The organism is Pseudomonas sp. A39 (assembly GCF_058145955.1).
Genome location: NZ_JBYVMD010000047.1, coordinates 1 through 21,245 on the forward strand (window position 1 = coordinate 1; position 21,245 = coordinate 21,245).

Genomic DNA, 21,245 nt, shown 5'->3' on the forward strand with positions numbered 1-21,245 from the left:
CCACTAAACCCCTCCGACGGTTTTGTGTTGGACCTGGTTTTATTGTGGTGAGCGGGCTTGCCCCGCGCTGGGCTGCGAAGCAGCCCCATCACCCCACCAAACCTCATCAATCTGTGGCGACTGGCCAGCCTTTGTCTACACTCCAAGCAACTACGGAGAGTAAGCGCTAAGGAGTGCCTGATGTCTCCCCGACTTCGTTCCAGGCAGCGCGGTGCGATTGGCTTGATGGCAGCGGGCACCCTGGCGGTGGCGCTGGTCTTCATGCTACTGGTGGTGGACAGCGGCCGCCTGTACATGGAAAAGCGCAAGTTGCAGTCCATCGCCGACACGTCGGCCCTGGAAGCCGCCGGTCGTGGCGGCCTGTGCAGCCCCACCACCACCGCGAACGACTACGCCAAGGAAAACGCCGCGCGCAATGGCTTCACCGTGGTCGCCGGCGACAACAGTCGTGGCCTGGTCGTGACCTGCGGCCTATTAACGACCAATGCCAACAGCGTGCGTGTGTTTACCCCTGACGCGACCAAAAACGATGCCGTACGCGTGGTTGCCACGCGCAGCGTGATGACCAGCATCGCCACGGGTATCTGGAGCATGTTCAGCGGCGCCCCGGTTTCCAGCCAGATGATGCTGAGTGCGACCGCCGTGGCCGCGTATGCGCCGCCAGTGGCGCAACTGACGATTCGCAGCACATTGGGCACGATTGACTCCAGCAAGTCAGCCATTTTGAACGTGGTGATCGGTCGCTTGCTGGGGGGCACGCTTACGCTCGATGCGACCAGTTGGAAGGGGTTGGCGGATACCAGCGTAAACCTGCTCGGCTATCTGGACCAGTTGGCGCTCAAATTGAACGTAAAGGCGGGTGACTACGAAGCTTTACTGGCGACCGCTGTTTCAGCTAACGACTTGATCGATGCCGTGGTGAAGGTGATGCAAAAAAACGGTTCTGCGGTAGCGGCCGTGATCAACGATACGATCAAGATCCAGGCGATTGCGCCCAATACCAAGTTGCTGACCGTCGGCGATTTGTTGAAGATGACGACAGGCACGCCGGCGGCTGCCTTGAATACCAATATCCAGTTGTTCCAGTTGCTACAGACGGCGGCGCAGCTTTCCAGCAGCAAGAATGCGGTGAACGCGGCGGCCCAGTTGAATATCCCTTTGGTGGGCAGTGTTTCCATCCAGACCAAAGTCATCGAACCACCCCAGATGTCGGCGGTTGGTAATCCCGCGAAGGCCAAGGCGGGGTTGTCGAAGAACCCGCCGACGGATCAAATTTATGTACGGACCGCGCAGGTCAGGACCTTAATTTCCATCGAATTGCCCGTATTGAAGACGGTTTCTGCACTGGCTTCGGCAGTCACAAGCCTGGCAACGCCCATTGCCGGTGTGGTCAACAACCTGCTGCATTTGAATCTTGCCGGCGTGGTGAGCTCGGTACTGTGTGCGGTCGCATGTGACTCCACCGATGTCGAGATCGCCAGCAAGCTCGATATTCTGATTGAAGCGGGTGGCGCGGAAAGCCACGTCACTGATTTCAGTTGTGTCAGTAGCGCAACGAAATCATTGACCGTACAAGCCAGCACCACGCTTGCCACGCTGACGGTCGGCAGTATTGATGCGGCGGCTGCCTTTGCTTCGGCGGCACCCGTTGCCGTCCAGCCCATACGCCTGATCGATATCGGTTCCAGGCATTGCCTGCTGGTGGTTCTTTGTGGCGCACGAACTGCCAACGTAGGGGGCGGGCTTATGTTGAAAGCCCAATCCACTATCGGTTCTCAAACGGGCAACCTGTTCTATTTACCGGTCGCAGAGATGAATCTCGCACCGACCTATCAGACGCTGCTGCCGACGGGTGATATCGTTGCGAGCCTCAGCGGGACCTTGGCCGGTCTCCAAGTGACCTATGCACCGCCCAGCGGGTCTGTTTCAAGCGGCGCGCTTGCCGGGGTCGCAGGCCTTTTGACGACGATTACGACGACATTGGTCGGGGCAATCCAGAACCTGCTCGCGCCGATCCTGGACCCCATCGTCAACACCTTGCTCAAAGCCCTGGGCATCAGCCTCGGCAACGCCGAAGTCGGCGCCAACCTCAGCTGCCATATGGGCCGCGCCTACCTGGTGATCTGATCCACCGGCAGCTCCACACAAAACCGTGCCCCTGCCGGCCCATTGACGACGCTCAAGCGTCCGCCCATGTTCTCCACAATCCCGTAACTCACCGACAACCCCAACCCCGTGCCCACGCCGATCGGTTTGGTGGTGAAGAACGGCTCGAAAATCCGCTCGATCAACCGGGGGTCGATCCCGCCGCCGTTGTCTTCCACCCAGAGCCGCACATGGCGGCTGTCATGTTCGCAATGCAGTGCGATCCACGGGCGGAACGCCGGGTCCTTTTCGTGTTTGCTCAACAACGCGTCACGGGCATTGACCATCAGGTTGATCAGCACCTGCTCAAGCTGGTCGACATGACCTTTGACCTGCACCGTAAAGTCCGCCGGGGTGACGCGCACGTCCACACCTTTACCGCGCAGCCCTTCGCCCAGCAGCGACAGCGTGCCTTCCACCGCCTGTGACGGGTCGAAGGGCTGTTGTTCGATTTCCGAGCGGCGGCCAAACACGCGCATATGGTCCACCACCCGCGCCGCCCGCTGAACCTGGGCGTCGATGCGCTGCAGTTTTTCGGTGAGGTAGTCGACCTGCGCATCACCGCTGGCCAGGCGCTTGAGCACATTGACGATGGCCATGCGCATCACGTTGAGCGGCTGGTTGATTTCATGGGCCAGGCCCGTGGCCATTTCGCCCAAGGTGGCCATCTTGGCGCTCTGGGTCAGTTGCTGCTGGGAGCGGCGCACTTCGGTGTTGTCGCGGCCCACCGCTTGCACTTCCACCAGCACGCCTTGTTCGTCAAATACGCCACGGTCCGACCACACCCACCAGGCATGTTCGCGGCCGGGCAATTCCAGGCTGATCTCGGCGGTGCTGACCGGGAATTCCGGGGTCAGCTGGCTGATGCGCTGCACAAAGGCCTGGCGCTGTTCATCCGACAGCCAATGGCCCAGGTTCAACCCCGGCAGTTGTGCAGGCAGGCACTCCAGGTAGTTGGCCAGCGGCGTGTTGCCGAAGGTCAGGGTCAGGTCCGGGCGATAGCGGCAGATCATCGCCGGCGAGTCTTCAACCAAGATGCGGTAGCGCTCTTCGCTCTGCTTGATCTGCTCGGCGGCCAGGGTCGCCTCGGTGACATCCAGCCACAGGCCGACGGCTTCTAGCGGCAACCCGAGGTCGTCGCGCAGTAATTTGGCTTCATCCAGCAGCCAATGGTAGTGGCCCTGTTTGTCGCGCAGGCGGTAGCGGCTGCGCACGGCGCCTTCGCGCAGGAGTCGGCGGGTACGTTCAAAGTAAAGGTCGCGGTCTTCGGGGTGGATCAATGACGCCAGGCTGTCGTGGTTGCAGTCGTCCAGCGTCCAGCCCAACAGCGGCAGCAGGCTGTCACTGAAAAACGCCGGGTGCAGGGCGCCGCTGACATAGCGCTGCACATAGATCACCGCCGGTGAACTGGCGATGAGGTTATCCAGGCGCGCATGGGCGGCAGCGGCTTGCTGTTGCTGGTTCTTGATGTCGCTGATGTCGAGCATGAAACCGACCCAGCGTCGCTGATCGCCCATCCCCAGCACGTGGCCCTGCAGGCGGTACCAGAGGGGGTTGTGCTCGGCGTCGGTGCGTTGCAGGCGCACGCTGGTCAGCAGTGGTTTGTCGAGGGTTTGCAGGTCGTGCAGGCGGCTGGTGAGTGCCTGGCGATCGGCGGGGTGAATCTGTTCCAGCCATACGCCCAGCGCCTGGCGAGTCGGGCCGTCCTCCAGGCTGAGGCTGTGCTGTAACTGCGGGGCCAGCTGGATTTCCTGGGTGGCGGGCAGCAGTTCCCACCAGCCGGTGCCGAGCAGGCCTTGAAGGGCGTCCATGCGGTCGAGCTGTTGGTGATCGCGTTGCTCGCGCAAGCGGCTCAGCAGCGGGGCGGCGAGGGCGGCAGTCAGGTTCAGCCATTCCCGGTCGCGGGTGTGTTGCTGGCCATTGTAGAGGCCGCAGAGCAACCAGGCGGCGACGCCCTGACTATCGCGATAGGGCACCAGGAACCCGTCGGCGTTGCCGAAAATACCGTTCAGGCTTGGGTGTTCGCGGCGCGCCTGGGCCAGGCTCAATGGCGCGCTGCCATTGGCGCTGTCCAGCAGGGTGCCCAGGTGCTGGCCGGTCTGCCACAAGGCGGGCGCGTCGTGGGCGGTGTAGTGGCTGTAGATCCGCCAGCCTTGGTCTTCTGCATCGAACAACGCCAGGGCCACACAGGGGATCTGCCAGTGCTGGGCCAGGTTGCGCAGGTGCTCGTTGAACACCTCGGGCAAGCGACTGAGGCTGCACAGCTGCAGTTGCTCGCTCATCCGGCTGATGAGTTGATGGTTCTGCTCGCGGTGCTGGGCCAATTGCCGGTCGGCGAGCAAGTCTCCCACGTCGAGCAGGCGCAGGCTCCAGCCATCACCTTCGGGTTCGACCCAGCCACGGGTGTGCAGCACCTGGCCGGTCGTGCTCTGGAAGTCCAGGTCCAGGCTCTGGTGTTGCCAGTCTGCGGGGCGGCCTTCGACACTCAAGGCGCTGCCGGCACACAGCAGTTCACGCAGCAGCGGCGGGGTCTCACCCATCCCGGGCGTCGCGAGCTGTGGGCGCAGGGTACCGCTGATACTCAGCACGTGGCCTTGAGGGTCCAGTTGCAGGTGCAGCCCTGGCACGGACACGCCGGGTGTGTCGAGGGGCGGGGCGCCGGTGCGGCCGAGCAGGCGCCCGAACAGGTTATCCCCCGAGGTCAAAACTGAAGACTCGAACGCGCGGACAGGTTGGCCGGCAGATTCGGCACTGTGCCGATGCCCGGCACCACCAGTACCGGGAACACGGAATAGAGGAGGTTGGTGGGGTAGCTGATCGTGACGTTCAGTGTGGTGCCGGTGTAAGTCGCGCTGACGAAATCACGTGAAAATTGAAAACTGGTGGGGATCCAGTCCAACTGGGTCATGACGGTATCTTTGGCGCGCTCGGTGACTTTCGTCGGATAGGTGTCTGCGGCGGCCACCGGGTCCACCGCCATGGCCTGACGCACGGCCTCCAACGCCGCTTGGTTGAAGGACTGCATCAGCAGCAACGGCAGGGTATAGCTGATCAGCCCATAGAACACTGCAAAAAAGATCCCGAAGACCAGGGCGAACTCTATCGCCGCAGCACCTTTTTGTTTTCTGGGGAGGCTTGTTTTCATGACTGCGTCTACCCTGACGGCTACTACTTGATATCAGCATAGAATCATTCAGCGGAAAGGGATGTTTTTTACGTGATCCATGGCGTGGTGATAGTGCTCTGGCTGGGGCTCTGTGCGTTGCAGGATGGGCGTCAACGGCAAATCTCCAACGGCTTGACGCTGGGTGTGGCGCTGCTGGCGTTGCTCTACTTGGCGTGGATGGGCACTACCTGGTTGGGTGCGCCCGCCAGCGAAGGGGGCTGGGCCTTTGCCGTGGCGCTGCTGCTGACGTTGCCCGGTTATGCGCTGGGCCGTTTTGGCGCGGGGGACGTGAAGCTGTTGGCCGCCTTGGCCCTGGCCAGCACGCTGGATGCGGTGTTGTGGTCGCTGATCGGTGCCGCGCTGTTCCTGGGCGGCTGGGGGCTTATCAGTCAAAGGCTTAGCGCGCGTCGGCTAACCCCGGTTACTGAAGCGTCAAAAAAACAGCCGTTTGCTCCGTTTGTACTGACAGGGTTTGCGCTGTACTGGTTTTGGATCCACTAATCGCACAAGGCCTCTATCGATGTGTACAGAGTCGAAAAGTAGGTCTACGTTTATTGAATGAGAGTCTAGGATTCTTCGTCAAAAGGGATCGGTCAATCTTTTGGCTTGCCAGGCATGGAGTAGCGCGTGAACAAGCTAACCTCAGCGGTAAAGGTGCTCGTGGTCGACGATCAGCCGTTGATCGTGGAAGAGCTCTGCGAATTTCTCGAAAGCAGTGGTTACCGTTGCGTGCCGTGTGAGTCCAGCCGACATGCGTTGCAGCGCTTCAGCGAAGAGGCCGAGATCGGCCTGGTGCTGTGCGACCTGCACATGCCGGACATGGATGGCATCGAGTTGGTGCAGGCCATGCAAAAAATCGCCGGCAAGCAGCGGGCGTTCGAGGCGATCATGCTCACTGGGCGTTCCGACAAACAGGACGTGATCAAGGCCCTGCGCGCGGGGATCTCGGATTACTACCAGAAACCGATCAACCTCGATGAATTGCTCGAAGGCGTGCAGCGCCAGGAAGCGGCGTTGGAAGAGCGGCAAAAAGAGCTGCAACTGGGGCACCTGAACCTGAAGCTGCAATACCTCTCAGAATCCATCAATGACCTGTACCAGGACCTCGACAAAGTGCGCCGTAGCCCCGGCGCCGGCGTGGCGGATGAGGGCGAGCCGGTTGCCGAAGACGCCGGGCCGATCGAGATCCCGACCATTTTCAACCAGCTGTCGCCGCGCCAGCTGGACGTTGCGCGCCTGGTGGGCAAGGGCCAGACCAATTACCAGATCGCCTGTGAACTGGGGATCACCGAAAACACGGTCAAGCTCTACGTGTCCCAGGTGTTGCGCCTGACCCATATGCATAACCGCACGCAGTTGGCACTGGCGCTGTCGCCGAATACCTCGGCGATGCGCCAACGGGTGACGGCGCACTGACGCGCCAGGGTGTTACTGACTGTTCCCACCTTTAGACGACCCACCGGACGGCGATTCAAAAAACTCCGGGATCGGATGTTTGTGACTGTCGAGCCAGCGCTGCAAGGCCTGCTCGCGTTCTGCGGGCGTGGTCCTTTGCGGCGTGGGTGAAGCGGCACGGCCATTGATCTGCAAGGCCATCCAGTTTTCGGTTTCCGCTTGCTGCGCTGACGACGGGCCCGGTTCGATGGCCAGTGCGCTCAGCGGGAGCAGCGCCAGGCCGACAAGGTAATGTACTTTCATCGATCACTCCTCACTTGATAGCCACCGTATGGCATCGCTGACCGCAGCGATTTTGCGCACCGGCGCACTGGGGCTTGGGCTGGGGCTTGGACCCTTGAGTTTTTCCGCGCGGGCCTGGGCATCGGTGACCTGCTCGGGGCTCAGGCCCAATTGGCTGGCCACCTTTGCCGCTTGCCCCCAGTTGTCCTGATAGATCAGCAAGGTCACCAAGTTGACGGCCGCCAGCGGGTCGCTTTGCTTGAGCTCGATGGCGGTCATGAATTCAAAGCGCGCGTCTTCCATGCGCAACTGGTTGAGGTACACCACGCCCAGGTCATTGCGGATTTTTTCGTCGGTGGGCGCCAACTGCGCCGCCCGTTGCATATGCGCCATGGCCTGGCCGTTGTCGCCCCTGGCTGCCGCCAATTGCCCCAGGCCGTGCTCGCCTTCGGCGTTCATGCAGGTACCGAGCAGGCTGCGGTACAACGGCTCGGCCTCGCTGCGCCCGAGCAGGCGGTAGTTGCGGGCCTTGCGCTGGCGCACCTGGGGCAAGGCCTCGGGCAGGCTTTGCAGGTTGGCCAGGCTGGCGTGCAGCTTGCCTTCGTTGGCCAGGTCATCGGACAGACTGAGTGCCAGTTCCTGGTCCGAACTCGGCTTGGTGCAACTGTTGGATGAGGTCAACGCCGCCCAGGGTGATTGGCCATTGGTGGCGCAGCCGCCGAGCATCAGCAGGGCCAGGCCGGCAATCAGTGCTTTCATCAACGACTCCTTAAAAGTGACTCAACGCGCGGGCGATGCCGATAAAGGCCGGGCCGCCGAGCACGATCAGCAAAGCAGGGAACAGGAACACCATCATCACCACCGACATTTTTGCCGACATCTTCGAAATGTATTCCTGCAGGCGGGTCAGGCGTCGGTCGTCGAGCAGTTGCTTGAGGGCCAGCAGGGACTTCATCGCGCCGCCGCCCTGCTGGATCAATTGCTGGAGGATGATGCAGGTGTCGGTGAACTCATCCACCTCCAGCACGTGGACGGTCTTGCCCAGTTCCTCGCCCAGCTCCAGGCCGGAATCGACCCGCGCCAGGATCAGGCGCAGTTCGTGCGTGAGGTGGGGGAGTAAACGCTGGGCCTCGTTGCCCAATACACGCAGCGATTGCTCAACCGCCATGCCTGACTCGAACAGAATGCGCAGTAGCGGAATGAAGGTGGAAATTTCTTTGGCGATGGCTTGCTGGCGATGTTTGGCGGCCGCCGCAAGCACGCGTTTTGGCAGCAGGTAGCCGATGCCCAGGGCAAACATCGGGGCAATCCAGGCGGGGTCCGCATGCGGGAACAACAGTTGCTGGCCGAGGAGGGTCAGGCCCAATAACACGATGGGCGTACCGATCTGGAAGGCTGCAAACAGCGAGCGTTGGCTGGACTTGCGCCAGCCAACCCGATTGAGCAGGGCCTGGGTCTCGTTGTCCAGGCTGACCGAGCGCTGGGCCAGCGAGCTTGCGCCCAGTTGGCGGATGAGCGTGCCGAGTCTGTTATCGCTGACCATCTTGCCTTGCAAGCGCTCAGCGACCCGCCGTTCGCGGCGGCGATGCTCGAGCAATTGCCCGCCCACCAATACCGCTGCGGCGAGCAACAACAAAGCGCAGGCCAGAAGCGCCATCTCAGACACTCCTCAGCATGCGCCACATGATAAAGGTGCCGCCGAGGTCCATTGCCAGCGCGCCGAAGAGCATGATGCGCCCCGTGCCGTCGTGCCACATGTTCATCAAGTAGCCGGGGTTGACCACCAGGAAGTAGCCCACGATCAGCACCGGCAGGCCGCCCAGCACATAGGCGGTCATGCGTGTTTCGCCGGTCATGGCCTTGAGTTGGCGGGCACCCTGTTCCCGCTCGCGAATCATTTTGATCAGGTTTTCCAGCAGCTCGCTGGCGTTGCCGCCGTAGCGGTGGTTGACCTTCAGGCCAAGGGCGAACAGGCGGAACTCATCCTGTTCGTAGAACTCGGCGAAGTCGCTGACCGAATCCGGCAGGCTGACGCCCATGCGCACATTGCGTTGCACGCGGCCCATGGCGTCCCTGAGTGGGTTTTCAATGCTCTCGACCCCGCCCAGTACGGCGTCTGCCAGGGTTCTGCCGGACTTGAGGCTGCGCACGCTATGGTCCAACAACTGCGGCAGTTGCTCGACCATGCGCTGCACGCGTTGTTGATAACGCCAGGCGATAAACACGCGCAATGCCAGGGGCGGCCCCACGATCATGGCGATCAGGCCCAGCCCGTCGGCGAGCAGCCAACCCAGCAGCGCGCCGATCACCCAGGCGCTCGCCCACAGGCCCAGGCGGTCTGTGGGTTTGCCCAGCCCGGCACGCTGGAACATGCGCTCGAGGCCCGTCCATGTGGTCGTGGCTTCCTGTGCCTCGGGCTGGCCGTTGCCGAGGCGCTCCAGCACACGGGCCGTCTGGGCCTTGCGCAGGCCATGGTGAAACTGCCAGAACGACAGACCAATCAGCAGCAGGCAGATAAGCAACAACACCGGTCCTGTCATCAAGCGCCCCCTATGACTGCAACGCCGATTCGCGACGCAGCTTGTCGCCGGCCGGGTTGAGCGCTTCGCGCAGGAAACCGAAGCCGGTGCGCCGATCCAGGCGGAACAGCGTATTGGTGACATACACGTCATCGCGCACGCCGACCACTTCCACCACCTCGCTTACGCAGCGGCGGCCATCGGGCATACGCGTCAGTTGAATAATCACGTCCAGCGCGGCGCAAATCATCTGGCGCAGGGTTTTTTCCGCGATCACACGGCCGGTCAGGCCGACCAGGGTTTCCAGGCGCAACAACGCATCCTGGGCATTGTTGGCGTGCACGGTGCTCATGGAACCGTCGTGGCCGGTGTTCATCGCCGTCATCACATCGAGCACTTCCACGCCACGGATTTCGCCGAGGATGATGCGGTCCGGGCGCATCCGCAGGGCGTTGCGGATCAGGTCGCTGGACCTGACCTCGCCGTGACCTTCGGCATTCGGCGGGCGGGTTTCCAGGCGGACCACGTGGGGGTGGCCCAATTGCAACTCGGCGACGTCTTCGATGGTCACCAAGCGCTCGTGGGGGTTGATCAGTTGGCTGAGGATATTCAGCAGCGTGGTCTTGCCGGTACCCGTGCCGCCGCTGATCAGGATATTGCAGCGCTTGCCCACGGCCTCCTGGAAGAACTCGAAAATGCTCTGGTCGATGGTCTGCATGGCGACCAGGTCGCTGCTCTTGAGCATGTCCTTGCGGAATTTTCGAATCGACAGGCACGGCCCGTCGAGGGCAATCGGCGGAATGATCGCGTTGACCCGGCTGCCGTCGGGCAGGCGTGCATCCACCATCGGCGACGACTCATCCAGGCGGCGGCCCAGCGGCGCGAGGATGCGCTGCATCACGCGTTCCACGTGATGGTCGTCGATGAAGCGCAGGTCACTTTGGTGCAGCAGGCCGTCGCGCTCGATAAACACCCGGTGCGGCCCGTTGACCAGGATCTCAGTCACCGAAGGGTCACGCAGCAGCACTTCCAGCGGGCCGAACCCGGTGAGTTCGTCGACGATCTCTTCGGCCAGGCGCTCCATTTCATAGCGCGAGATCGCCAGGCGCATGCGCGTGATGTACTCGGAGACCTTGTCGATGACAAATTGCGCCAGAGACTGGCGTGTGCCTTCGAGCAGGTTCTTACCCGACTCCTCGATGGCGTCGATGATGTAGCGATGCAGCACCAGTTTCAGGCCATCGTGATCGCTGTTGCCTCCGGCGCTGCGGGCCGGGCCGCCAAACAGTTTTTCGCCGTTCATCGTCCCGACCCCAGGATGCGTTCAAACCAGCGCATGGAAGGTTTTGCCAAGCCCTCGGAGCGTTTGGCCAGGCGCTCGCCCAAGGCGCGCACGGCTTGGGTCAAGGGCTCACGGGGGGCCAGGACGAACAGGGTCTGGCCCTGATTTTTCACGTTCAGGCGCAGTTCGGCACTCAGGGGCAGCACGGCGACGCATTCGAGGCCGAAGCTTTTTTCCAGGGCCTCGGTGTCCGGGGCACAGGCCTTGATGTAGCGGTCCACCACCAGTTTGGCGTGGTCGAGTTTCATGCCTTTATCGCGCCAGCGACTGAGCACCGCAAGGTTGCGGCGACAGTCCAGCACGTTCTGGTCGGTGCACCACAGCAGTTTGTCGCAGTGGCTGACAAAGGTGCGTAGCGCTTCGCTGTCCGGCTGCCCGGTGATGTTCACGACGATGTGCTGGAAGTGTTGGCGCAGTGCGCTGAGCAACATGAACAACTCGGCGGCGCTGGTCAGTTTGAGCGGCTCGTCACCGGTGGCGTACGCCAGGATGCGCAGGCCATCCAGCGCCGTGGTGAAGGCGCTGTTGATCAACGTGGTATCGAGGCGACGCAGATGCCGCAACGCATCGCCGAAATTGAACGTGCTCTCCAGGCCCAGCAAGGCCAGGCTGTCACTGCGCGGCAGGCCCAGGTCGAGCAGCAGGGTTTGCTGCCCGCTCTTCTGCACCACCAGTGCCAAGTGCGTCGCCAGCATGGCGCCATCGGCGTTGCTCTGGGTGCCAAACAGCACGGTCAGACCGCCCAGCTGCGCATTGTGGGCGACGGTTGGCAGGCGCTTGCTCAGGCGGCGCACCAGGCCCGCCACTTCGCTGGAGCGTGAGCCGTAGGCCACGAAGTCGCGGGCGCCGGCCCGCATGGCGTTCAGGACAAGCTGGTTGTCCATGCCATCGCCGAGGGCGACCACCGCGAGCATCGGCTTGGCCTCCAAGGCACCTTCGATCAGTGCGCTCTGGGTGACCACGTTTTCCCGGTCGAGGCCGACAAACACCAGGCTGGCGAACGTCACGTCCACCAGCGCCAGCAACTCGTCCAGGCTGCCGGTGCCGGCGCTGACGACCTGGCCAAGGGGCGCCAGGGCGCCCTGCAGCCACTCCAAGTCGGTGGCGTTGCGGGTGATGGCGAGGAAGGTCTGGCTCAAGCTATCGCTCATTGGGAAAGTCCACTGCGACGGTCGAAATTACCGTTTTCCAAGAAGAACAGCCGGAACCAGTTCGGGTCGTAGCTGCGCAGTTTCTCGCCGGGCAACGAGGGCAGTTGGGCGTTGGCGGCCAACGGCTGCACCAGGTGCGGCGTGACGATCATCAGCAGTTCTTTCTCTTCGCGGCTGATATTAGAGTCGCGGAAAAACGCCCCCAGGATCGGGAGATCGCCCAGCCCTGGAAACTTGCTGATCGTGGAGCGGTTGTTGGTGCTGATCAGGCCGCTGATCACAAAACTTTCGCCATCGGCCAGGGACACGCTAGTGTCGGTGCGGCGCACGGTGAGTGCCGGCACCTGGATGCCCTGGATGATGACGGCGTTGCTGTAGTCCAGCTCGCTGACTTCCGGCGCCACCTTGAGGGTGATGCGGTTGCGGTCAATCACCGTGGGGGTCAGGGTCAGGCGAATGCCGAACTCCTTGTACTCAATGGAGATGGTGTCGCTGCCGGCGCTGGGCACCGGGACGGGCACCTCGCCGCCGGCCAGGAAGGAGGCACTCTGGCCGCTCATGGCCACCAGGCTGGGGCGCGCCAGGGTGTAGGCAAAGCCGCTGCGTTCCAATGCATTGATCATGGCCGAGACCCGGCCGCCGCCAAAACCGACGTTGAAGCTGTCAGTGCTCACCGGCAATTTGAAGACCCCCTCCGAGGGTGACAGCAGGTTGGGGCTGCCGAGGAAAAAGTTTTTGCCGGTGCCTAACAGTCGGGTGCTCGCCTCCTTGAGCTTGGTGCGGCTGACTTCCACAAAGCGGATGTCGGTCTGCACCTGGCTGGGCAGCAGGGGATCTTCCGACGGCGACAGCGACAGGCTGGTCAGCGCCGAAGTGGCCCTGCCCTTGACGAACACCATGCTTTGACGCGGCGTGCTCGCGCAGGCGGTCCATACCATCAGGCTGGTGGCGCCGGACGCGACCCCGGTGAGCAGGAAATGACGGTCGCCGTTGACCCGCACGTCGGCGATTTTAGGGTCACCGATGGCCAGGCGCGTGATTGCCACCGGCGATTGCAGCTCCTGTTGCAAGCCTTCTCCCACCTCGACCACGGCCGGCAACTGGCCCAGGGCGCTGCAGTTGCCCGGTGCAGCCAGGGCCATGCCGACGGGCAGGCTCGAGAGCATCAGGGCCCAAGCCATGTGCATGAACAGGGGTGCGTAGCGCTGGCTCATTCAAGGCATCCTTGCTCGATCACGGAGTTTGTGGCGCCCCTTGGGCACCGCGAATCACTTCAATGCCTCGGCGCACGCTCGGTTCGCCACCGGCTGGCGCGATGCGTTTGGGCGGGCCGGTCAGGGCCAGTTGGGTGAATTGGTAGAGATCGCGGTTGGCGCTTTCCATCTTCTGCGGTGCTTCGCTCTCGCCGGCCCAGTAGCGGCTGAGCAGGTGTTCCTCGGCGCTGCGTACGGCCAGGCGCAGGGTGCCGGCTTGAGCCGCGAGCATCAGGCGGCTTAACAGTGGCTCCGGTACGGCGAGCACCACGGTACGTGCGGCGGCTCGACGTTGGGCGGCCTGGGCGCGTTCTTCAACCGTGACCGGTGGTGGCACCGCAGGCTGGCCATCGTTGGCCAAGCCCATCTGGTCGCCGACGCTGAGCAGGCGCATGGCCGGAAGCACGATCTGGGCCGACTGTTCGGCATTACTGGCATCCTGGCGCAGGAACAACAGCACATCCACGTAATCGCCGGGGGTCAATTGGCCGGCGGCGCCGATCACTTCATCCACGGCCACCGCCAGTGCACGCTCGTCGGGGCGAATCATCCGAGCGAGCGGGCCGCCGCCGGTAAAGCTGTCTTCGGTGAGCCAGGTGCCTGCGCCAAGCGCGCGCAGCGGCATGCGGCCGATGGCCTGGTCGAGCTGAGTGAGGCTGCCGACGGGCACGGTGCGCAGTCTTTCCACGACCAGGTCGGCAGCGGTCAGCGCACGGTAGGCAGGCACGTCATGCACCAGGACCACCACCGGTTGGCGGGTCTGGTCTTCGGCGGCAGCGATGGTTTTTTCAACGGAAACGACAGGTGCGGCAGGGACTGCGACAGGCTCCGGTGCGCGGCTCAACACTAACCCCCAGTACCCGGCGATCAATGCCCCGATCAGCAACAAGCCGGCCAGGACCATGCTGATGCGACTGTTCATGACGGCTCTCCCTTTCCCGTTGCACTGCACGCCCGTGTAATCCCAACGGGTTAATCCGCAACCTGGCTGTGATGAACATCTAACGATTTGGCTATTTGAAGGTAGCTCAGCTAGGACGAAATGCCATTACCCCGGGAAAAATTTATCGAAACTATAATCAGGACTCTAAAAGTGCCCCTTTAAATGGCGGGATGCCTGGCGTCGACTTTTCGACTAATACTTTGTGATTAATCCGTTCTTACAGTTGTGAGGCTGAGGTTTGTTGACAATGCTCTAGTGGCACGCCGCGGACATCGTGCTAGAGCCGTACCGGCTCTTAGTGGCGTTTTAGGGAGAAGTCTTATGTTCCTTGACCTGATGTTGAAGCTTTATGTTCAGACACAACTATTCTTTCAGCGCAAAGAGGGGGCGTCTGGGATCGAGTACGCGATTATCGTAGCGATGGTTGCACTGGTGATCGTCGGTGCCGGCTCAGGGCTTGGAACTAAGATCAAATCCATTTTCGATAGCGTTGCGACCAAAATGACAACTTGATAGTCCGCTGAAAAATGTGGAAACCCCTAATCAAAGTTTCTCCAGTTCAGGTACTGCCATGAGCGTTTATCCGCCTTCCCGCCAACAAATTCTTTTGGTGGACGACGAAGAGGACGCGCTGATCGAACTCGCCGAATCCCTCGAACACGAGGGATTTGTCTGTTTTACCGCCACCTCCGTCACCTTCGCGCTGCAAGAATTGACACTCCATCCTGATATTGCCCTGGTCATCACCGACCTGCGCATGCCCGAGGAAAGCGGCATCTCCTTGATCAAGCGCTTGCGCGAACACACCTCACGTTCTCACCTGCCGGTGATTGTGATGTCCGGCCATGCCGAAATGGATGATGTAAGCGACATGCTGCGCCTGCAGGTGCTGGACCTGTTTCGCAAGCCGATCTACCTGGTACGGCTCATCGACACCTTGAACAGCCTGTTTCCCCTCTCCAAACTCCACCCTTAAGCGAACTCTGTAGTGAGCGGGCTTGCCCCGCGCTGGGTGGCGAAGCCGCCCCAAACCCAGACGACTCAGTACTAACCAGGGAGACCCAATGCTCCAGGAGATGGGGCGGCTTCGCCGCCCAGCGCGGGCGGTGCGACGATTCGACAAGCCCGCTCACTACAGGTCAGAGTTGGTAGCTGAAACTCAATGAGTACCGTGGCCGTCGATCGAAGCTATCCAATGCCACGTCCGACATCGGCTTGGCGACTTCCAGCGCGACGTTGTAGTACTTGGCATCGCCAAAGCGCAGCCCCACCGCCGCCGATGACATGTCGTTGCCCTTGACCGGCAGGTCGTTGAACCAGGTCTTGGCGCGGTCGAGCACCACGTAGGGTTGCAGGATCCTCACCCAATCGCCCGCGCGGTTGTAGCTGTAGTTGACCTCGTAGGCCGCGCCCCAGCCTTTGTCGCCCGTGCCCTGGTCATCGGGGTAGCCGCGCCCGAAGCTTTGCCCGCCGAAGGTCGCGCGCTCGCTGTCGGGCAGGTTGTCGTTGCTCCAGTAGAGCGCGCCGGACAGCACGCCTTGCCAGTTATCGAAGAGTTTGTTGCTCTGCACGCCGGACAGGCGCAGGCGGAAAAAGTCGAGGTCGGGCTTTAGGCCACCGAAGTCCGTATGGGTCTTGGCGCCCATGCCATTGATGCCTTGGTACACGCCGCCACTGATGATGCGCAGTTGGGTGGTGTCAGCTTTACGCCAGTCCCCTTCGAAGGCCAGGGCGCGCAGGTTGGTTTGCAGCTCAAAGCGCTGGGGGAAACCTTCCAGTGTGTAACGGTTGGTCTGGTCGACGGCGTAGAGGCGCGTACCGAGGCTCAGCGACTCGCTGGGCGAGGCGATAAAGGGGTGGCTGACGCCTATGGAGTAACGGTCGATCTGCTGGTGCGGCTTGAGTTCAAGGCCGTCGCCTAACTGCAGGCGGGTGCTTGGGTCCGCGCGGTAGCGTTCCCCCGAGAGTGCAAGCTGGGTGCCTTCAGCGTTGATGAACTGGCTGTAGGACGCGCGGTAGTAATGTTCTTTGTCCTCACCCGGCGGGAACAGGCCGCTGACGCTCAGTTGTTCGCCCATCGACGTCCACGAGTTGCTGGTGCCGGTCAGCAAGGCTTGGGTACCGCCACGGCTCGCCTCGTTGAGGCTCATGCTGGTGGTGAAGGGCTTGCGGCTGGCACTGATCTGCATGTGGGTGCCGCCATCGGTGGTGCTCGGAGGCGGCACCTGGGCTTGCACGGTCACGCCTGGGATGGCGCTCATCAGCGTGGTGTAGCGCTCGAACGTCTTGCGCGTGAGCGGGCGTTCGGCCTTGAGTTTTTCCGCCAGTTTGTCGACGTAGGACGAGACCGAACCGATGTCGCCTTGCAGTTGGTAATCACGGATGTAGCCCTCCACCAGCACCACATGCACCAGGCCGCCTTCGAACCGTTGTTCCGGCAGGAAGGCGTAGGACAGCAGGTAGCCGTCTTCCTGATAGCGCCGGGTGATGCTGCGGGTGGCTTCGATCAATTGCGCCAGATTGGTTTCATGACCAATCAAGGGTTCGAATACCTGGGCGACTTCTTTGAGCGGGTACACCGTGCCGCCGTCGATCTGCAGTTTGCGGATGGTCACTTTGGTGTCCATCAGCAAGGGCTGCTCGGCCGTCGCCGCAGGCACCGGCACCTGGGTGGGCGTGGCGGCCGGTCGGTAGGCGTCGGCGGGCAGGTTGGGCACCGGCAGGTTGCGGATGGTGTCGTTGCTATTGAGGAAGCTGGGCAGGGTATCGGCGTGGGCGTAAGCACTGAGGGTGAGCAATAACAACGGCGTCAAAGCGCGCATAGGACACTCCATGGTCAATACTGCAGCGGCGTTTCGCAGATGCCCGCCGGGCACTGGGGGCGCGGTTCGGGGGCTTTTACGGATCGATCATTGATCCATAAAAAAAGACGAGAGACTTAGTGGGTCTCTCGTCTCAACCAAGCGTAGGCGCTGTAGGTGAGGCCGTCTAATCGGCCAGGTGCAATTCTATTTTTTGCCGCCCAGGCCACCCAACAGCCCGCCCAGAAGACCACCGTTTGCGCTTGCGCCAGCACCGGCAGAGGCGCCAGCGCCTACATTCAGGCCACCCGCGAGCAAACCGCCGCCGGTATTGGTGCTGCCAGTGACCAGGCCGCCGATCGACGCCACGGTGCCACCCACGGCGGTCACGGTACCGCCCAGGGCGTTGGTGACCGGGTTGGCGTTGGTGCCGCTGATGTTGCCGCCCAGGTTGCTGACCGCACCGCCGACACGGGTGACCAGGCCGTTGACCGGAGCACCCAGGCCAGTGGCACCGCCGATGTTTTGAGTCAGGCTCTGTACGCCGCTGGTGACAGGGTTGAGTGCATTGCCGATCGGGCCGGTCAGCCCGGCGACCGGAATGCTGGTTTTAGTGCTGGGTGTGCCGCCACCGAGGGCCGCCACGGTGGTGCCCGCCTTGACGCCGGTAACGCCCGCCGCGCTGATCACGCCATTGGTGCTGCCCGCATCCAGGCCGCTGCCGGCTCCGGCGATCACGCCACCGATGAGTTCGGCCAGGCCGAGTTTGCCGATGCCGCCGCCGGTACCACCGCCATTGCCGCCGCCACTGCTATCCGCATCCGGGTCGACATAACCGCTGGCCTTGCCGACCGCGGTGCCGACACCATTGAGCACATTGCCCACCGCGTCGGTCACCGGGTTGCCGGTGCCGCCGGTGTCGGCGACTTTATCGCCCAGGCCGTCGACGGTATCGCCGACTTTTTTCAGCAAGCCGCCCACGGGCGAGTCAAGACCGGTCGCGGTGCCGACTTTGCCGGTGGTGTTTTCCACCAGGGACACCACAGGCACCAAGACTTTTGCGCCGACGGTGTGGGTGACCGACCCCAGTGGGCCGGTGGTGCTGGCGGTGCTTAAGGTGTCGCCGAGCATAGTCACGGCATTGCCAACCTTGCCCACCACGTTGCCGACCACGGGGGCGGCGCCGCTGACCACTGGCACATTCCCCAGCAACGTGGCGACGTTGGCACCGGTAACGGTCACGCCATCACCCAGGTCGGAAACACCGTTGGCCACGCCGGCAACGGTTTTGCCCAGGGCGTTGCTGTCAGTGCCCAGTGAACCCAGGCCATCCGAAAGGCCGTTGCCGATGCTGTCGACGGCGTTGCCTGCCGCAGTCACCAAGTCGCCAGCCGTTTCGCCCACGATCGGCAGGCTGCCGAGGGTAGTGCCCAGACTGCGGACGGTGCGGCTGAGGCGGGTCACGGTATTGCCGGCGGTGTCGACCACGGTGGCGGTGACCAGCGGCGAGGCGGTGCCGCCGGGGTTGGTGCCAGGGTCAGTGCCGCCACCCCCCGTGCCACCGCCAGCGCCAGCATCCGAGGAGCCACCACTGTGATGCCCGCCACCCCCGCTGCTGCAGCCGCCGAGTGCCAGTGTGACTGCCAGGGCCAGCGCGGTACTTGTTTTCCAAAACACGACGTGAGTATTCATGATTGAGTTCCTCGCACCTGTACAACCTTGGTTGTCTTCAAACGCTCACTATTTCTTGGGCTAGCGATGCGTTTGTCCGTGTGGCTATAACAGTCCCGGAGGTGCGTTCTCTCAATGCTCTAGTTGGTATTAACGATTTATATAGAACCGGGATGTACCGTTTAAGTGACTAATGCCAACGGTATAAGGTGAGGATGTATCAAGATGTATATCTGTTTTTTAACAATGACTTAGAAGAAAAAAGCGGACTTCAAAAAGTCCGCTATTACCTAGGGTGTATATATACAATTCATCAGTCTTATTTCAGGCAATTGGCTGCCACTTGCCTACCATATGTTCAATATCGCCTGCGCCTTTGAGCCACAACGCTCCGCTGGAACCGGCGGCACTCGCTAATAACGTCACTTCACTGGGCAGGCGCACGGGTTTCCTGAACTCGACGTGTATCTCCATATTGGCGGCGGGCAGGTGTTCGCCGAGGGCAGCGAGGGTGTGCGCCTTGTTCCACAGCCCGTGGGCGATGGCCTGGGGGAAGCCGAACAGCTTGGCGGTCAGGGCGCTGAGGTGGATCGGGTTGTAGTCGCCGGAGACCCGCGCATATCGGCGGCCGATATCGGCGGGCGCCTTCCAGCGGGACAGTTCGCTGACCTGGGTGGGGGAGGGTTGGGCGATATCCTCTGCTTCGCCTTCCAATTTCACCCCACGGCAGAGCATGCGGCTCTCGGCTTCCCACAGCAGGCCCAGGGAATCTTCGACCGTGGTCACCAGGTCAAAGGTCGCACCCTTGGGATGAGGCTTGAGGTTCTGCGTGTGTACGCCGACAGACAATTCGCTGACACCACCGAGCGGGCGATGGATGCGGATGCGGTTACTCAGGTGAATCAGCCCCAGCAGCGGGAAGGGAAAGCTTTTATCGGTGAGTAACTGCATCTGCAGGCCGAACGCCAGGACGTGCGGATAAGTCGCCGGCAAGAGAGGGCTGTCGGCAAAACCGCAGACCTTGCGATAGGCCGCCACCTGCTTGGGGTTGATGCTCACCCGGCAGCGCAATCCGTGTTCAGGCAAGGTGCTGCCGGTGATCTTGCGTTTGAGCGCCGCGCGCCAATACAGCGGCGGCAGAAATGGCGTAGTGCCCAGCGTCTTCCATTGCATGCTTACGCTCCCAAGAGACTTTGCCCACATACCCGCAGCGCTTGCCCGCTGACCGCACCGGAACCCGGTTGGCCCAGCCACGCCACCGCTTCGGCGACGTCCTGCGGCAGGCCGCCCTGGCCCAGCGAACTCATGCGTCGCCCGGCTTCACGCAAGGCGAACGGAATATGTGCGGTCATCTGGGTTTCGATAAAACCCGGCGCCACGGCGTTGATGGTGATGCCGCGCTCTTTAAGCAGCGGCGCCCAAGCCTGTGCGAGGCCGATCAACCCCGCCTTGCTCGCCGCATAGTTGGTCTGCCCACGGTTACCGGCGATGCCGCTGATCGACGCCAGCAATACCACGCGGGCGTTGTCGTGCAGGGTGCCGCTGTCGAGCAGCGCTTGGGTCAGTACCTGTGGCGCATTGAGGTTGACCGCGAGCACCGCGTCCCAGTACTCCGGGGTCATGTTCGCCAGGGTTTTGTCACGGGTGATACCGGCGTTGTGCACCAGGATGTCCAGCCCATCGGGGAGGTGCTCGATCAATTGACGGGCGGCGTCTTCAGCACAGATATCCAGCGTGACGGTGCGTGCACCCAGGCGCGCGGCCAGGGCTTCGAGGTCGGCCTTGGCCTGAGGCACGTCGAGCAGGATCACGTCGGCGCCGTCGCGGGCCAGGGTTTCAGCGATGGATGCACCAATGCCTCGTGCGGCACCGGTGACCAGCGCCTTGCGCCCGGCCAGGGGGCGCGTCCAGTCTTCGACCGGCGTGGTGCAGGCCTCCAGGCGAATCACCTGGCCAGAGATGTAGGCGCTTTTCGGTGAGAGGAAAAAGCGCAGTGCGCCTTCCAATTGGTCCTCGGCACCGTCGCCGACGTAGAGCAATTGCAACACGCCGCCATTGCGCAGCTCTTTGGCCAGGGAGCGGCTGAAACCCTCCAGGGCGCGCTGGGCGCTGGCGGCGAAGGGGTCGCTGAGGCTTTCCGGCGCACGGCCGAGGATCACCAGGTGCGCGCTGTTATCCAGGTTTTTCAGCAGCGGTTGGAAGAATTCGCGCAGCTGTTTGAGTTGATCAGTGTGTTGCAATTCGCTGGCGTCGAACACGACCGCCTTGAGTGTGGGGCCATGGCCGGGAATCCACGTCGACGTCTCGGCGCCGTAGGTGTAAATGGCGTCGGTGAGCCGGTTGGCAAATGCCTGTACCTGAGTGGCCAGCGCACCGCCGCCCAGCAGCAATGCGCCCTCCACCGGACGCAGGCGCCCGGCCTGCCAGCGTTCCAGGCGTACCGGTGACGGCAGGCCAATGGCGGCGACCAGGCGATGGCCGAGGCTTGAGTTGGCGAAGTCGATATAACGGTCAGACATGGAACGCTCTCCGAAGGCTGGGGTTCAAAGGGTGGACCACCCCGGGGTGGCAGTCGTT

The 21,245-nt window shown here is 62.4% G+C and carries 19 protein-coding genes; 5 read left to right on the plus strand and 14 right to left on the minus strand.

Translation table 11 applies throughout. The features are described from left to right. Window positions 1–180 precede the first annotated feature (180 nt). Window positions 181–2,127 (plus strand): pilus assembly protein TadG-related protein, encoded by a 1,947-nt coding sequence (locus AC3ZU9_RS26070; RefSeq protein WP_122811417.1) that lies wholly within the window; start codon window positions 181–183, stop codon window positions 2,125–2,127. On the opposite strand, the gene AC3ZU9_RS26075 is transcribed toward AC3ZU9_RS26070, so the two are convergent. Both AC3ZU9_RS26075 and AC3ZU9_RS26080 read right to left on the minus strand, forming a co-directional pair. After that, window positions 2,112–4,850, minus strand: coding sequence for a PAS domain-containing sensor histidine kinase (locus tag AC3ZU9_RS26075; RefSeq protein WP_490091539.1), 2,739 nt, complete (start codon window positions 4,848–4,850; stop codon window positions 2,112–2,114). The genes AC3ZU9_RS26070 and AC3ZU9_RS26075 overlap by 16 nt on opposite strands. Continuing rightward, on the minus strand, window positions 4,847–5,290 hold the full coding sequence (locus AC3ZU9_RS26080; RefSeq protein WP_012722017.1) for a TadE/TadG family type IV pilus assembly protein: 444 nt from the start codon (window positions 5,288–5,290) through the stop codon (window positions 4,847–4,849). The genes AC3ZU9_RS26075 and AC3ZU9_RS26080 overlap by 4 nt, the downstream gene beginning before the upstream one ends. A gap of 72 nt (window positions 5,291–5,362) precedes the next feature. Here AC3ZU9_RS26080 and AC3ZU9_RS26085 point away from each other — a divergent pair, with 72 nt between their 5' ends. Both AC3ZU9_RS26085 and AC3ZU9_RS26090 read left to right on the plus strand, forming a co-directional pair. Continuing rightward, window positions 5,363–5,812: a prepilin peptidase gene (locus tag AC3ZU9_RS26085; RefSeq protein WP_012722018.1), complete on the plus strand. Its 450-nt coding sequence runs from the start codon at window positions 5,363–5,365 to the stop codon at window positions 5,810–5,812. A 126-nt stretch (window positions 5,813–5,938) separates the two neighbouring features. Then, on the plus strand, window positions 5,939–6,727 hold the full coding sequence (locus AC3ZU9_RS26090; protein WP_122811415.1) for a response regulator transcription factor: 789 nt from the start codon (window positions 5,939–5,941) through the stop codon (window positions 6,725–6,727). A 12-nt stretch (window positions 6,728–6,739) separates the two neighbouring features. On the opposite strand, the gene AC3ZU9_RS26095 is transcribed toward AC3ZU9_RS26090, so the two are convergent. Genes AC3ZU9_RS26095 through cpaB form a run of 8 tightly spaced genes read right to left on the minus strand, consistent with a single transcriptional unit; the run spans window position 6,740 to window position 14,175 of the window. Continuing rightward, on the minus strand, window positions 6,740–7,009 hold the full coding sequence (locus AC3ZU9_RS26095; protein WP_490091540.1) for a DUF3613 domain-containing protein: 270 nt from the start codon (window positions 7,007–7,009) through the stop codon (window positions 6,740–6,742). Between the two features lie 3 nt (window positions 7,010–7,012). Next, window positions 7,013–7,747 carry a tetratricopeptide repeat protein gene (locus AC3ZU9_RS26100; RefSeq protein WP_490091541.1) on the minus strand — a complete coding sequence of 245 codons (735 nt, stop codon included), beginning with the start codon at window positions 7,745–7,747 and terminating at the stop codon, window positions 7,013–7,015. Window positions 7,748–7,757: 10 nt separating this feature from the next. After that, a complete protein-coding gene (locus AC3ZU9_RS26105; protein ID WP_043204728.1) occupies window positions 7,758–8,645 on the minus strand; it encodes a type II secretion system F family protein in 888 nt (295 codons plus the stop codon). Between the two features lies 1 nt (window position 8,646). After that, a complete protein-coding gene (locus AC3ZU9_RS26110) occupies window positions 8,647–9,528 on the minus strand; it encodes a type II secretion system F family protein (protein ID WP_490091542.1) in 882 nt (293 codons plus the stop codon). Window positions 9,529–9,538: 10 nt separating this feature from the next. Next, a complete protein-coding gene (locus AC3ZU9_RS26115; RefSeq protein ID WP_012722024.1) occupies window positions 9,539–10,810 on the minus strand; it encodes a TadA family conjugal transfer-associated ATPase in 1,272 nt (423 codons plus the stop codon). Beyond that, window positions 10,807–12,000, minus strand: coding sequence for a CpaE/TadZ family protein (locus AC3ZU9_RS26120; RefSeq protein ID WP_046033984.1), 1,194 nt, complete (start codon window positions 11,998–12,000; stop codon window positions 10,807–10,809). The genes AC3ZU9_RS26115 and AC3ZU9_RS26120 overlap by 4 nt, the downstream gene beginning before the upstream one ends. Next, window positions 11,997–13,214: a type II and III secretion system protein family protein gene (locus tag AC3ZU9_RS26125; RefSeq protein WP_490091543.1), complete on the minus strand. Its 1,218-nt coding sequence runs from the start codon at window positions 13,212–13,214 to the stop codon at window positions 11,997–11,999. The genes AC3ZU9_RS26120 and AC3ZU9_RS26125 overlap by 4 nt, the downstream gene beginning before the upstream one ends. Window positions 13,215–13,233: 19 nt before the next feature. Further along, a complete protein-coding gene (gene cpaB, locus AC3ZU9_RS26130; protein WP_046033986.1) occupies window positions 13,234–14,175 on the minus strand; it encodes a Flp pilus assembly protein CpaB in 942 nt (313 codons plus the stop codon). Between the two features lie 342 nt (window positions 14,176–14,517). Here cpaB and AC3ZU9_RS26135 point away from each other — a divergent pair, with 342 nt between their 5' ends. Further along, window positions 14,518–14,709 (plus strand): Flp family type IVb pilin, encoded by a 192-nt coding sequence (locus tag AC3ZU9_RS26135; protein ID WP_012722028.1) that lies wholly within the window; start codon window positions 14,518–14,520, stop codon window positions 14,707–14,709. A 58-nt stretch (window positions 14,710–14,767) separates the two neighbouring features. Beyond that, window positions 14,768–15,172, plus strand: coding sequence for a response regulator (locus tag AC3ZU9_RS26140; protein ID WP_102061168.1), 405 nt, complete (start codon window positions 14,768–14,770; stop codon window positions 15,170–15,172). A 163-nt stretch (window positions 15,173–15,335) separates the two neighbouring features. On the opposite strand, the gene AC3ZU9_RS26145 is transcribed toward AC3ZU9_RS26140, so the two are convergent. From AC3ZU9_RS26145 to AC3ZU9_RS26160, 4 genes are all read right to left on the minus strand, one after another. Further along, window positions 15,336–17,018, minus strand: coding sequence for a ShlB/FhaC/HecB family hemolysin secretion/activation protein (locus AC3ZU9_RS26145; RefSeq protein ID WP_043204732.1), 1,683 nt, complete (start codon window positions 17,016–17,018; stop codon window positions 15,336–15,338). Window positions 17,019–17,204: 186 nt separating this feature from the next. Further along, complete coding sequence (locus tag AC3ZU9_RS26150; RefSeq protein WP_490091544.1) at window positions 17,205–18,689, minus strand: collagen-like triple helix repeat-containing protein; 1,485 nt, start codon at window positions 18,687–18,689, stop codon at window positions 17,205–17,207. 303 nt (window positions 18,690–18,992) lie between these two features. After that, on the minus strand, window positions 18,993–19,841 hold the full coding sequence (locus AC3ZU9_RS26155; RefSeq protein WP_490091545.1) for a MaoC family dehydratase: 849 nt from the start codon (window positions 19,839–19,841) through the stop codon (window positions 18,993–18,995). 2 nt (window positions 19,842–19,843) lie between these two features. Further along, entirely contained in the window at window positions 19,844–21,187 is a 1,344-nt protein-coding gene (locus tag AC3ZU9_RS26160) for a 3-oxoacyl-ACP reductase (protein WP_093542726.1), read from the minus strand. Window positions 21,188–21,245: the final 58 nt, after the last annotated feature.